At 73.3% G+C, this 12,366-nt stretch carries 12 protein-coding genes and 1 tRNA gene; all 13 read right to left on the bottom strand.

What is annotated here, in order from left to right; translation table 11 throughout:
- Positions 1-10: 10 nt before the first annotated feature.
- Positions 11-631 (bottom strand): isochorismatase family protein, encoded by a 621-nt coding sequence (locus tag ACRQ4C_RS11750; RefSeq protein ID WP_439688766.1) that lies wholly within the window; start codon positions 629-631, stop codon positions 11-13.
- Between the two features lie 45 nt (positions 632-676).
- Complete coding sequence (gene dacB, locus ACRQ4C_RS11755; protein WP_439688767.1) at positions 677-2,170, bottom strand: D-alanyl-D-alanine carboxypeptidase/D-alanyl-D-alanine endopeptidase; 1,494 nt, start codon at positions 2,168-2,170, stop codon at positions 677-679.
- Positions 2,171-2,181: 11 nt separating this feature from the next.
- Positions 2,182-3,207, bottom strand: a complete 1,026-nt coding sequence (locus ACRQ4C_RS11760; RefSeq protein WP_439688768.1) for a Gfo/Idh/MocA family protein — start codon at positions 3,205-3,207, stop codon at positions 2,182-2,184.
- A gap of 72 nt (positions 3,208-3,279) precedes the next feature.
- Positions 3,280-3,355: transfer RNA gene (locus ACRQ4C_RS11765), tRNA-Thr, on the bottom strand.
- Between the two features lie 91 nt (positions 3,356-3,446).
- Entirely contained in the window at positions 3,447-4,070 is a 624-nt protein-coding gene (locus ACRQ4C_RS11770; RefSeq protein ID WP_439688769.1) for a TetR/AcrR family transcriptional regulator, read from the bottom strand.
- Between the two features lie 261 nt (positions 4,071-4,331).
- Entirely contained in the window at positions 4,332-5,474 is a 1,143-nt protein-coding gene (locus ACRQ4C_RS11775) for a DNA polymerase III subunit delta' (RefSeq protein ID WP_439688770.1), read from the bottom strand.
- Positions 5,475-5,499: 25 nt separating this feature from the next.
- Positions 5,500-6,135 (bottom strand): dTMP kinase, encoded by a 636-nt coding sequence (tmk, locus tag ACRQ4C_RS11780; RefSeq protein ID WP_439688771.1) that lies wholly within the window; start codon positions 6,133-6,135, stop codon positions 5,500-5,502.
- On the bottom strand, positions 6,132-8,912 hold the full coding sequence (gene topA / locus ACRQ4C_RS11785) for a type I DNA topoisomerase (RefSeq protein WP_439688772.1): 2,781 nt from the start codon (positions 8,910-8,912) through the stop codon (positions 6,132-6,134). Before topA ends, tmk begins: the two co-directional genes overlap by 4 nt.
- Positions 8,888-9,406 (bottom strand): hypothetical protein, encoded by a 519-nt coding sequence (locus ACRQ4C_RS11790; protein ID WP_439688773.1) that lies wholly within the window; start codon positions 9,404-9,406, stop codon positions 8,888-8,890. Before ACRQ4C_RS11790 ends, topA begins: the two co-directional genes overlap by 25 nt.
- Before the next feature lie 8 nt (positions 9,407-9,414).
- Complete coding sequence (locus ACRQ4C_RS11795; RefSeq protein WP_439688774.1) at positions 9,415-9,717, bottom strand: TadE/TadG family type IV pilus assembly protein; 303 nt, start codon at positions 9,715-9,717, stop codon at positions 9,415-9,417.
- Between the two features lie 10 nt (positions 9,718-9,727).
- Positions 9,728-9,925, bottom strand: a complete 198-nt coding sequence (locus ACRQ4C_RS11800; RefSeq protein WP_290131274.1) for a DUF4244 domain-containing protein — start codon at positions 9,923-9,925, stop codon at positions 9,728-9,730.
- A 105-nt stretch (positions 9,926-10,030) separates the two neighbouring features.
- On the bottom strand, positions 10,031-10,819 hold the full coding sequence (locus tag ACRQ4C_RS11805; RefSeq protein ID WP_290131273.1) for a type II secretion system F family protein: 789 nt from the start codon (positions 10,817-10,819) through the stop codon (positions 10,031-10,033).
- A gap of 161 nt (positions 10,820-10,980) precedes the next feature.
- Positions 10,981-11,985 (bottom strand): CpaF family protein, encoded by a 1,005-nt coding sequence (locus ACRQ4C_RS11810; RefSeq protein ID WP_439688775.1) that lies wholly within the window; start codon positions 11,983-11,985, stop codon positions 10,981-10,983.
- Positions 11,986-12,366 lie beyond the last annotated feature (381 nt).

Consider the following 12,366-nt stretch of genomic DNA (forward strand, 5'->3'; position numbering starts at 1 on the left):
AGCTGCGGCGTCAGATGCGCGCGCCGCCCGGGCGGTGCAGGCCCTCGTCGGTGTCGCTGTGGTCGACGAGCCCGCCGGCCGCACGCACCTCGTCGAGCGCTGCGGCGCTGCGCCCCGGGTCGACCCCGACCACGAGGTCCTCGTACACCGTGACGGCCGCGCCGCCCTCGAGTGCGTCGAGCGCGCTGGCACGGACGCAGTGGTCGGTGGCGATGCCGACGATGTCGACCTCGCGGACGTCGTGCTGCTCGAACACCTCGCCGAGCGGGACGCCGTCGGCCGTGCGCCCCTGGAACGCCGAGTACGCCGGCGCCCCCTGCCCCTTGTAGACGTGGACGTCCACCGGGTCCGTGTCGAATGTCGGGTGGTAGTCCGCGCCGGGAGTGTCCTGGACACAGTGGACGGGCCACGTGTCGACGAAGTCCGGGCCCTCCGCTCCGGCGAAGTGCCCACCGTTGTCGTCGTCGCCGTGGTGCCAGTCGCGGGAGCCGACGATGAGGTCGTACTCCCCCGCGTGCTGCCCGAGGAACACCGAGATGCGCTCGGCGACGGCGTCACCACCGGTCACCCCGAGCGCACCGCCCTCGGTGAAGTCGTTCTGGACGTCGACGACGAGCAGTGCCCTGGCCATGGGTCCATCTTGCACCGAACGGCCTCGGAGACCGCGTCGGCTGCGCTACGAGCTGGTGAGCTTCGCCCCGCACGAGTACGTGGCCGCGGTCACGGCGTCGAGTGCCGGGAGCGCTGCCGCACGCGACGAACCGATGGCGTAGAACGCGAACGTCAGGCGGGTGCCGTCCGCCGCGTCCATCCAGCCGCCGAGCGTGTTCGCACTGTCGATCCAGCCGGTCTTCGCGTGCACCTTGCCCCGCGCGACGGCGTTCGCGCCCGTGAAGCGGCTCGAGAGCGTGCCCGAGACGCCCGCGACCGGCAGGGCGTCCGACAGCGTGCCGAGGCCCTTCGCGCCGGCCTGCACGGGGACCATGAGCTTCGCGACGAACTCGGGCGACACCGCGTTCGCCGCGCTCTCCCCCGAGCCGTCCTTGATCACGATGCCGGACGGGTCGACCCCGTAGGTCTTCAGCGCCGCCTGGTACACCCCGGTCAGCGAGGCTGCGGAGCCGTTCGACCCGGACTCCTTCGCCGAGATGCGGGCGAGCATCTCGGCGAGGGTGTTGTCCGAGTTGGGGATCATCTGGCCGATCAGGGTCGACACCGGCTGCGAGGACACCGTGGCGATGGTGTCCGTCGAGGTGGTGGCGCGCTTGACGATCTGCGCGTTCGCGGCGCCGACGACCCCCGCGTTCGCGAGCGCGGTCCGGAACGCCGCCCCGGCACGCCCGACGGGGTCGGTGGACCGCGGGGACGTCGCTGCTCCGGGGTTCGCGCGGTCGCCGTCGACCATGAGCGCGGTGACCTCCGGCTGGTACCCGATGGTCCGCTCGGACACCGGCCACGTCGGGTCCCAGGCGTCGGCGTCGCTCCAGTACGTGTCGTCCGTGACGATCGTCGTGACCGGGGAGCTGCCGAGCTTCGCCTTCACCTGCTGTGCGAGCTGCCCGAGCGTCGGGGCACCCGGGTACACGGTCGCGCCGCCCGCGGAGAGGGTGGCGTCACCGTGCCCGACGAGCGCGATCGTCCCGTTCGCCTCCTTCGTCACCGTCGTGGGGATGCGGTGATCGCCTCCGAGGACGGCCAGTGCGGTCGCGGTCGTCAGGGTCTTCATGACGCTGCCGGTCTGCTTCGGCTGGTCGCCGGCGTGCGAGTACAGGACCTCGCCCGTCGCCGCGTCGACCACGGCCCCCTCGAACGATCCGAGTCCGGGTGCCCCCGCGGCCTGGTCGATGCTGCACGTGCGGAGCGCGGTCGGTCCCGCGGGGTCCTCCGGCACCGCGCGCCCGGTCGCGGTCGGGGTGGCCGACGGCTTCGCGGACGGCGTGCGTGGCGCCGTCGCGGAGGGCGCCGCAGCGGTGGTCTGCGCCGGTGTCGCCACGTCGGGCATGGTGGCCGCCGCGACCGCGACCGCACCGCCGGAACCGAGGACGAGGACACCGGCGAGACCACCGGCGATCCACGGCACGGGACGTCGGGCGACCGAGCCGCGGAACGCGGTGACGGCGTGACGGGCGCGCTCGGCGAGGGTCGGTCGTGGGGGCTGCGGCTCGGACATCGCGACCGATCCTACGGAACTGCGGGAGGAGCCTCCAGGCCGTCTTCCTGATCCGCCTGCTCGTCGGCCGCGTAGCGGACGCCGACCTGGCGCCGGACCTCGTCGAGGAGCGCCATGATCCCGACCGACTCCTCGAGGTCCATCGGCCCGCCCTCGTGCGTCCCGGTCTCGATCATCGCCTCGAACGCGCGCGCCTCGTGGCCGTAGCCGGTCCGTTCCTCACGGCCGTCGAACTCCTCCACCACGACGCCGTCACGGTCGCGGAGGCGCCACGTCGTCGGCGTGAACCACGTCGCGTCGAGGTCGATTCGGCCGTCCTCGCCGATGATGGACGCCGTGTTCGGACTCGCGAGGTCGAGGGCGAAGTGCACCGTCGACTGCGTCCCACCCGCGTGGGTCATCACGATGCCCATCTGCGTGTCGACGCCCTGCTCGCTGAGCGTGCCGGACGCGACGACCGACTCCGGCAGTCCGAGCACGTCGACGGCGAACGACACCGGGTAGATGCCGAGGTCGAGCAGCGCTCCCCCGCCCAGCGCCGGGTCGTTCAGCCGGTGCTGCGGGTCCGACGGCAGGGCCTGGTGGTGCGTCGCCTCGACGAGCCGCGGGCGACCGATGCGGCCCTCCGCGAGCACCTGCCGGATCATCGCCATCTGCGGCAGGAAGCGCGTCCACATGGCCTCCATCACCGCGACGTCGGCACGGCGGGCTGCGTCCGCGACCGCGCGGGCCTCGGCGGCGGTGATCGTGAACGCCTTCTCGACGAGGACGTGCTTGCCGTACTCGATCGCCAGGAGCGCGTCGGCGGCGTGGCGGGAGTGGGGCGTCGCGACGTACACGGCATCGACGTCCGGGTCGGCGACGAGTTCCTCGTAGGAGCCGTGCGCCCGCGGGATGTCGAACTCGTCCGCGAACGCCTGCGCAGACGCCGCGGTCCGACTGCCGACCGCGACGAACTCGACACCGACCGCCGCGCAGTCACCGACGAACGAGCGCGCGATGCCACCCGTCCCGAGCACTCCCCACCGAACCGTCATGCGGCCTGTCTACCAGGCGAACCGTGCACGAACGGGAGAACCCCCTCCGATCGGGGATCGGAGGGGGTTCCGTGGAGCCGCCTGTCGGAATCGAACCGACGACCTATTCATTACGAGTGAATCGCTCTACCGACTGAGCTAAGGCGGCGAACGCACCGTTTCCGGCACGTCTGGTGCTGTGTCACCACAGCGTTTCGGCACTCCGTCGCCGGAGCGGCACGAGCAATGACTATACAGGTTCAGACCAGCGAACGCGAAACCAGCGCGCCGAGGTCGGCGAAGGACCGTTCGAGCTCGTCGACGAGGTGCACGTCGCCGCCCTGCTCCGACCACTCCCACCATGCATGCCGCAGCGCGCCGAGCGCCACGATCGACGCCAGCCGGGCCTGCCGACGGCGCGCATCGGGGTCCGGCTCGGTGGCCTCGAGGCGACGGGCGACCGCGGTCTCGATCTCGTGCTGGAACTCCTTCATCGACGCCATCCGTCGCGAGAACAGCTCGGGGTTGGCGCGCAGCACCTCCTGCCGCTCGGCGATGAGGCCCCGCTCGTCGATGAGCGCCTGCGTCGAGTGCACGAGGAGGTTGCCCAGGTCGTGCAGGAGGTCGCCGGTGGGACCGCCCGCGACGAACTCGGCGAGGGCGTCGTCGTCCGGGAGCGTCGGGTCGTCCCCGAGGATCGCCTGCTCCTTGCTCGGGAAGTAGTTGAAGAAGGTGCGCGGCGAGACGTCGGCGCGGCGGGAGATCTCGTCGACCGTGACGGCCGTGAGGCCGTCCTCCACCGCGATGCGCAGCGCAGCCTGCTGGATGGCGAGTCGGGTGGCGAGGCGCTTCCGCTCGCGCAGGCCGGGGGCGGCGTCGGACATGCCGCGATTCTCCCACGTGGGTCCGGCCGGGAGGCTGTGGGTTGCGTCAGGCGGGCCCGTCACGTGCGCGGCGACGGACTGGAGGCGCGGGGCGGGTTCGACCCGTGCCTCCAGTCCGGCGATGGGCAGCGTCGGCATCCAGCGCGCGGCGCGGCCCGTCAGCGCGCGGCGCGGCCGGTCAGCGCGCGGCGCGACCTTCGCAGCGCGCGGCGTGGCCCGCTCAGCGCGCGGCGTGGCCCGCTCAGCGCGCGGCGTGGCCCGTCAGCGCGCGGCGCGCGCGATGGTCACGAGCAGCGCTTCGAGCGCGAGCAGGGCGGCGACGTTCGCAGCGATGCGCGTCCGTGCCGTCGAGACGGCATCGAGGACCTCGAGCGCAGCCGCCGGCGGCACGGACGGCAGCGCCCGCTCGAGTTCGTCGCGCATCGACAGGTTGACCGGCTCCGCCGGCGCGCCCAGTCCGAGCAGCAGCAGGTCCCGGTAGAGCGACGACACGTCCACGAGGATGCGATCGAGGCCGTCCCGGAGACTCCGGGTCGCCCGACGCTTCTGGTCCTCCTCGAGGGCGCGGAGCTGCGACCGGAGTGCCGGCGGGATCGTGCCGCCGGGTTCCACGCCGAGGGAGCGCAGGGCGGCGTCGCGTTCCTCACCGTCGCGCTCCTGCGTGATGGCCTTGGCGTCCTCGTCGGCGACCGCGAGGAGCTCGGCGGCGGCCATCACGGCATCGCCGACGCTCCGCACACCGAGGACCGTCGAGAGCGTCCGACGACGGCGGTCACGGGCGTCGGCGCTCGTCGCGAGGCGCTGTGCCATGCCGATGTGGCTCTGGGCCTGGCGCGCGGCGTCCATCGCCAGCACCCGGTCGACCCCGGTCCGGGCGACGAGCAGGTCGGCGACGGACTCGATGCCGGGCACGCGCAACCGGACCGAGCGCACCCGGGACCTGATGGTCGGGAGCAGGTCGGCCTCGCTCGGGGCGCAGAGGATCCACACGGTCCGCTCGGGCGGTTCCTCGAGGGCCTTGAGCAGGAGGTTCGAGGTGCGTTCCGTCATGCGGTCGGCGTCCTCGACGATGACGATGCGGTACCGGCCGACCGAGGGCGAGTAGTACGACGAGGTCACGAGCTGCCGGATCTCGTCGATCGTGATGATGACCCGCTGCGTGGTGAGGACCGAGACGTCCGGGTGGGTCCGCGCGGTGATCTGGCGGAGGGTGTGGTCGTCGTCGGGGCCGGCACCGACCAGCGCCGCCGCGAAGGCCGCTGCGACGTTCGAGCGGCCGGACCCGGGCGGACCGGTGATGAGCCACGAGTGCGTCATGCCGCCCGTGCCCTCGGGGGCTTCGGCCGCGCGGCGCAGGGCAGCGACGGCTTCTTCCTGACCGGTCAGGCCGTCCCACACGCTCATGCCGACATCCTGGCAGCGACCACCGTCATGCCGCGTCGATCCCGACGACGGGGGCGACGGCCGCACGGATCGTGCGCTGCACGGTGTCCGCGTCCGCCGAGGCGTCGACGACGAGGAAGCGTCCGGGCTCCGCGGCGGCCATGTCGAGGAACGCACGACGGACCGACTCGTGGAACGCGGCCGCCTCGGACTCGAGTCGGTCGAACGTGTCCCCGCGTGCGGCGGCGACCCGGGCCCGGCCGACGGTGACGTCGAGGTCGAGCAGGATCGTGAGGTCCGGCGTCAGCCCGTCGGTCGCCCAGTCCGACACCGAGCGGATGTGCTCGGCGCCGAGGCCGCGGGCCACGCCCTGGTACGCGACGGAGGAGTCGATGTAGCGGTCCTGCAGCACGACGTCCCCGCGCGCGACGGCGGGACGGACGACCGTCTCGACGTGGTGCGCGCGGTCGGCGGCGTAGAGCAGGGCCTCGGCACGGGGTGCGACGTGGCCGCGCTCGTGCAGCACGATCTCGCGGACGCGGAGCCCGAGGTCCGTGCCTCCGGGCTCGCGCGTCCGGACCACCGTGCGCCCGTGCTCGCCGAGCCACGACGCGAGGCGCTCGGCCTGCGTCGTCTTGCCCGCGCCGTCGCCACCCTCGAGGGTGATGAAGCGACCGGTCACTTCTTCTTGGCCGCGGTCTTGCGGGCCGGTGCCTTCTTCTTCACCGGACCCTTGGCGCGCTTGTCCGCGAGCAGCTGGACGGCCCGCTCGAAGTCGACCGCCTCGACGTCCTCGCCGCGCGGGATCGTGGCGTTCGTCTCGCCGTCGGTGACGTACGGGCCGAACCGGCCGTCCTTCACCTTGATCGGCTTACCCGACACCGGGTCCGCGTCGAACTCCTTGAGCGCCGCGGTCGCGGAGCGCTTGGCACCGTACTTCGGCTGCGCGAACAGCTCCAGCGCACCGGCGAGGTCGACGTCGAAGATCGCGTCCTCGCTCGGGAGCGTCCGGGTGTCGGTGCCCTTCTTGAGGTACGGGCCGTAGCGACCGTTCTGCGCCGTGATGTCCTCGCCGGACTCGGGGTCCTGCCCGACGGTCCGGGGCAGGTCGAGGAGCTTGAGCGCGGTCTCGAGGTCGACCGTCTGCGGGTCCATCGACTTGAAGAGGGACGCGGTGCGCTCCTTCGGCGCGGCGGCCTTCTTCGTCGTCGCCTTCTTGGCCGTCGTCTTCTTCGCGGTGGTGCTCGTCGTGGAGGCGCTGGTCGACGCGGCCGCGGCCGGCGCCGCCTCGGTGACCTCACCCGTGGCGGGGTCGACGGTGGGCTCGGGCTCGGGGGTGCGCTCGGTCACGTACGGACCGAAGCGGCCGTCCTTCGCGAGGACCTCCTTCCCGGTCTCCGGGTTGATGCCGACCACACGGTCACCGAGGACCGGTGCCTCGACGAGCTCGCGGGCCTTCTCCGTGGTCAGCTCGTCCGGGGCGAGGTCCTCGGGGACGTTCACCCGACGCGGCTTCTCCGGGTCGTCGCTCGGCACCTCGATGTACGGGCCGTAGCGGCCGATGCGGAGCGTCAGACCGGGGGCGAGCTCCACCGAGTTGATGTCGCGCGCGTCGATCTCGCCGAGGTTGTCGATCACGGTCCGGAGCCCGCGCTGGTCGCCTCCGCCGAAGTAGAACCCCTTGAGCCAGTCGACGCGGTCCTCGTCGCCGCTCGCGATGCGGTCGAGATCGTCCTCCATCGAGGCGGTGAAGTCGTACTGCACGAGGTCGCCGAAGTAGTCCTCGAGGAGCCGCACCACGCTGAACGCGATCCAGTTCGGCACGAGTGCACTGCCCCGCTGGGTGACGTAGCCGCGGTCGATGATCGTCGAGATGATCGCCGCGTAGGTCGACGGACGGCCGATCCCGAGCTCTTCGAGCGTCTTCACGAGGCTCGCCTCGGTGTAGCGAGGCGGCGCCGAGGTGTCGTGGCCCTTGGCCTCGACGTCCGAGACGCCGAGGGCGTCGCCCTGCACCATCTGCGGGAGCTTCGCGTCGTCGCCGTCGGTCTTCGCCTCGTGCCGTTCCTCGTCCCGCCCCTCTTCGTAGGCGTTGAGGAAGCCGCGGAACGTGATGACGGTGCCGGACGCGGTGAACTCCGCGTCGGTGCCGTTCGCGGTCGCGGTGATCCCTTCGACCGACTCGGTGGAGCTGATGCCGAGGACGACCGACGCCGTCGACCCCTTGGCGTCCGCCATCTGCGAGGCGACGGTGCGCTTCCAGATGAGGTCGTAGAGCTTCCAGTCGTTGCCGCGGAGCACCTTCTCCATCTGCGACGGCGTCCGGAACGTGTCACCGGCGGGGCGGATCGCCTCGTGCGCCTCCTGCGCGTTCTTGCTCTTGCCGGCGTAGCTGCGCGGCTTGTCCGGCACCGTCTCGGCGCCGTAGAGGGCGGCGGCCTGCTTCCGGGCGGCGTTGACGGCCTGCTGCGAGAGCGACGAGGAGTCGGTTCGCATGTAGGTGATGTGGCCGTTCTCGTAGAGCGACTGCGCGACGCTCATCGTCTGCCGCGCGGAGAAGCGGAGCTTGCGCGCGGCCTCCTGCTGCAGCGTCGAGGTGGTGAACGGCGCGGCGGGGCGGCGCGTGTACGGCTTCGAGTCCACCGAACGCACGACCGCGTCACCGGCGCGCTCGAGGACGGTCGTCAGCGCGGCGGCCGAGGCCTCGTCGAGCCGGACGACGTCGCCCGAGATCGCGCCACGGTCGTCGAAGTCGCGGCCGGAGGCGACCCGGGTGCCCTGGACACGGGCGAGCTTCGCGGTGAAGGCGGTGTCGCCGGGCTTCTCGAAGTGGGCGGTGAGGTCCCAGTAGTTCGCGGAGACGAAGGCCAGGCGCTCCCGCTCGCGGTCGACCACGAGACGGGTGGCGGCGGACTGCACGCGACCGGCGGAGAGGCCGGGGCCGACCTTGCGCCAGAGCACGGGCGAGACCTCGTACCCGTAGAGACGGTCGAGGATGCGACGGGTCTCCTGCGCGTCGACCAGGGCGGTGTCGAGCTCACGGGTGGCCTCCTGCGCGCGCTGGATCGCCTCCTTCGTGATCTCGTGGAACACCATGCGCTTGACCGGCACCTTGGGCTTCAGCACCTGCAGGAGGTGCCACGCGATGGCCTCGCCCTCGCGGTCCTCATCAGTCGCGAGGAAGAGCTCGTCGGCGTCCTTCAACGCGCGCTTCAGCTCGGAGACGGTCTTCTTCTTCGCGTCGGAGACGACGTAGTACGGCTCGAAGCCGTTGTCGACGTCGACCGAGAACTTCCCCATCGGGCCCTTCTTGAGCTCCGCGGGGAGGTTCTTGGGCTCGACGAGGTCGCGGATGTGGCCCACTGACGCCTGGACCTCGTATCCGTCACCGAGGTATTGCGCGATCGTCTTCGCCTTCGCGGGGCTCTCGACGATCACGAGCTTCTTCGTGCCTGGCACGTGTCTCCTTGATCGATGGTGCTCGTCGGCCCTGGACCTGCGACGTCGCCGGTGTGACTCGCCGTCCGGGTCGACCGGGACATCGATGACCGGGGGCCGACGTGCACACCATACACACAGAGGTGGCGCGCTCCGCTCGGTGCTCCGGCGACGGCGACTGCGCTCACGGCGAACGCACCGCTGCCGATCGCGGTGGTCACCCGTGCGTCCGCGCCGGCCGTCGAGCATCCTCCGAGCACCGCGCCGCCGGCCTCGGCGACGACTGAGGCCCGGGCACAGGGGTCGCCGGGGACCAGCCCGACGAGGGCGGCCGCTGCGGCGAGCGCCGCGGCGTCGGCAGCCGCCTGTGCTCGGACGACGGCCACGCGGTGGGTCGCCGCCACCACGCCCGCCGTCGCGACGGTCGTGCCGACGCCGAGGACGACGGCGAGCAGCACCGTCACGGAGCCGCGGTCCGACCGCGACGGGCCGCGGGCCGCCCGGTCCGGTTGCACGCGCACGGTCACCCGCCCCGCTCCGCCGCGCACCCGGAGGCGCGCAGCACGACGGCGGCGAACACCCCGGGCGCGGGCACGGCGAGCTCGACGCACACGAGCCCCGCGGGCCGCCGGTACGCGGCCGACGCTCCGGGGACGGAGGCAGCCGCCGCCGCGGCCGCCTCCTGGTCGCCACGTCCTGCCGCGCGCGCCGCCGTCGCGGCCGCGTGCTGGAGCGCGCCCTGCCGATCGACCGCGACGACGGCTGCGATGAGCAGCGTCAGCACGACCGCCACGGCGGGCAGGACGACCGCGAACTCCACCGTCACCGAGCCACGGTCAGAGCGACAGGGCACCGCGGACGAGCTCGGTCAGGATCGTCTGGACCTCGCCGGAGCGCATGACCGCGACGAGCACGCCGGCGAAGGCCACTGCGGCGAGGATCACGACGGCGTACTCGGCGGTCGCCGACCCGCGGTCCTCGGCCATGCGGGTGCGGAGTCGTCGCCACCGCGTCGGCTGTGGGTGCTGGTGCATGGTGTTCCTCTTCCTCTCGGGCGGCCGAGCGACCGCTCGGCCCTGTCGTCAGCCTCGCCGCCCGCGCGACCCCGTCGGCGGCCGGACGACCAGGCTGTGGAGGGATCACCGCACTCCCACGACCGTGGAGGAGAGGACTCCGGCGACCACCGGCACGACGCCGACGAGCACGAACGCGGGCAGGACGCACACCCCGAGCGGCAGCACCAGTCGCACGGCCAGCCCCTCGGCCGCCGCGAGTCCGGCGGCGGCAGCGTCGTCGCGGACGTCCTCGGCGGCGGCGCGGAGCAGCGCGGCGGCAGGCACCCCGGCGCGCCGGGCGAGCCCGAGCACCTCGGCGAGCCGTGCCCGCTCGACCGTGTCCGCGTCGGCGCGCCCCGGTTCCTGCACGGCTTCCTCGACGATGCGTCCGGCATCCGTCCACGACCCGCCACCCGACAACGCGACCGCCCACGCGTCGAGGAGCGCGCCCGGCACGTGTCCGTCCGGCGTCGCGGCGCGGACCAGCCCGTTCGTCCACCGCCGACCGAGCGCCACCAGACCGGCGGCGAGCGCCGTGCACGCCCACCCGAACGGCGACCCGACGAGGAGTTCCACGGCGCCGGCACCCCACGTGGACGAGAGCCCGACCCCGAGGACGGGCAGGGCGAGGACGACGCGGGCGCTCGCGCGCGGGCCGGCGAGGGCGACCCGCACGGCACGGTCGCTGGCGGCCGAACGGCGCAGGGCGCCGGCGAGCGCCCGCAGCGCCACGGCGGAGGGCGCGCCGGTGCGGTCCGCGACCCGGAGGACCGCGCGGACGTCGTGCCACGCGGGCGTCTCGACGGTGGGGAGTCCACCCACGAGGTGCCATGCCCGCGGTGGTGGCACGCCGGCCGAGACGAGCGTCGCCACGCGTTCGAGCGTCCGCGCGGCAGCGGCCGCAGCGGCCGCGTGGTCCGACACCGCGCCCCGCCGCCGCGCCGGCGGCCCCGCCGCCGCACCGGGCGGCCCTGCCCCCTCGGCCGCTGCCCGCCGCTCGGACGCGAGGACACGACCGCGTCGCCACCGCCTCGTCACCGCCACCCGTCCACCGGGCGCACGTCGAGCCTCCCGTCCGTCCCCAGCACCGGCGTCCCCACGCCGGCGAGTCGTCGTACGCCTCGACGACGCTCGACGTGCAGCACCAGGTCGAACGCGCTCACCGCTTGTCGGGCGAGCGTGGGCGGGTCGAGTCCGGCGAGTGCGCCGAGCGCCTCGAGCCGGGCCGGTACGTCCGGCAGACCGTTGGCGTGCACGGTGCCGGCTCCGCCCTCGTGCCCGGTGTTGAGCGCGGACACGAGTTCGCGCACCTCGGCGCCGCGGCACTCCCCCACGACCACGCGGTCCGGCCGCATCCGGAGCGACTCGCGCAGCAGCCGGGCGAGGTCGATCGCACCGCTCCCCTCGGCGTTCGCCTGCCGGGCCTCGAGCGCGACGACGTGGGGGTGGTCGATGCGGAGCTCGGCGACGTCCTCGACCGTGACGATGCGCTCGTCGTGCGGGACGGCGCCGAGCATCGCGGCGAGGAGGGTCGTCTTGCCGCTGCCGGTGGCCCCGCTGACGAGGACGCTCCGCCGTTCCGCGACCGCGCGTTCGACGACGCGCCGCGGGACCCGGTCGAACGTCCCGCTCCGTTCGAGCGCGGCGAGCGTCGGGCGGCCGGGCCGCGGGAGCCGGATCGACAGGGCGGTGCCGGTGACCGCGACGGGTGCGAGCACGACGTGTACGCGGATCCCGTCACCGTGTCGGACATCGGCCACGGGCGTGCTCTCGTCGACGTGCCGACCGCCCCGGGCGACGAGGGCGGCGCCGAGCTCGCGGGCACGTCGTTCGCCGAGCACGGGATCGGCCGGCTCGAGTCCGGAGCCGCGGTCGATCCACGTCCCGCGTCCTCCGACGGCGAGGACGTCGGTCACCGTCGCGTCGCGGACGAGGCCCGCGAGCTCCTCGAACTCCTCGGCCCGGACGGCGCGCTCGGAGCGGGGCGGGGCGACCCCGGGCAGGAACGGCGTCGTTGGGGCGGCTCGGTGTCGGTGCATGTCCGGCGACGCTAGGCGTGTCCCGACACGCGGTCCGGCGGGGTCGCTGTGCGGTGCACAACGGCATCGAGTCCACAGCAGCGGACAACTTTGTCCCCCGTTGCAGAAAGCCGTACCCCACTCGGCGACGCGTGCACCTCTGGACACCGCGCCGCGCCGCGCTGCTCGCGAAGGCACCGGCGAACGGGCAGCCCCGCGACTCGACGACCCACGAAACCGATGCGTCAGCATGGACCGGTCTGTCCACTCATCCGCGTACCCGCGCGGATCGATGCGTGACACATGTGTCCGGGCGGACCCACGACGGGAGGACGTGCCCGGGAAACAGAAGAGGCGGCACCTGTTGGGGGGAACGGGTGCCGCCTGGACATCGGCGGATTG

This window comes from Curtobacterium sp. SP.BCp (assembly GCF_051903255.1).
Classification (GTDB): domain Bacteria; phylum Actinomycetota; class Actinomycetes; order Actinomycetales; family Microbacteriaceae; genus Curtobacterium.

What these genes read in the sequence shown, in the direction of transcription:
- ACRQ4C_RS11750 (WP_439688766.1), bottom strand. Translation starts at nt 631, where the DNA reads ATGGCCAGGGCACTGCTCGTCGTCGACGTCCAGAACGACTTCACCGAG.
- dacB (WP_439688767.1), bottom strand. Translation starts at nt 2,170, where the DNA reads ATGTCCGAGCCGCAGCCCCCACGACCGACCCTCGCCGAGCGCGCCCGT.
- ACRQ4C_RS11760 (WP_439688768.1), bottom strand. Translation starts at nt 3,207, where the DNA reads ATGACGGTTCGGTGGGGAGTGCTCGGGACGGGTGGCATCGCGCGCTCG.
- ACRQ4C_RS11770 (WP_439688769.1), bottom strand. Translation starts at nt 4,070, where the DNA reads ATGTCCGACGCCGCCCCCGGCCTGCGCGAGCGGAAGCGCCTCGCCACC.
- ACRQ4C_RS11775 (WP_439688770.1), bottom strand. Translation starts at nt 5,474, where the DNA reads ATGAGCGTGTGGGACGGCCTGACCGGTCAGGAAGAAGCCGTCGCTGCC.
- ACRQ4C_RS11800 (WP_290131274.1), bottom strand. Translation starts at nt 9,925, where the DNA reads ATGCACCAGCACCCACAGCCGACGCGGTGGCGACGACTCCGCACCCGC.
- ACRQ4C_RS11810 (WP_439688775.1), bottom strand. Translation starts at nt 11,985, where the DNA reads ATGCACCGACACCGAGCCGCCCCAACGACGCCGTTCCTGCCCGGGGTC.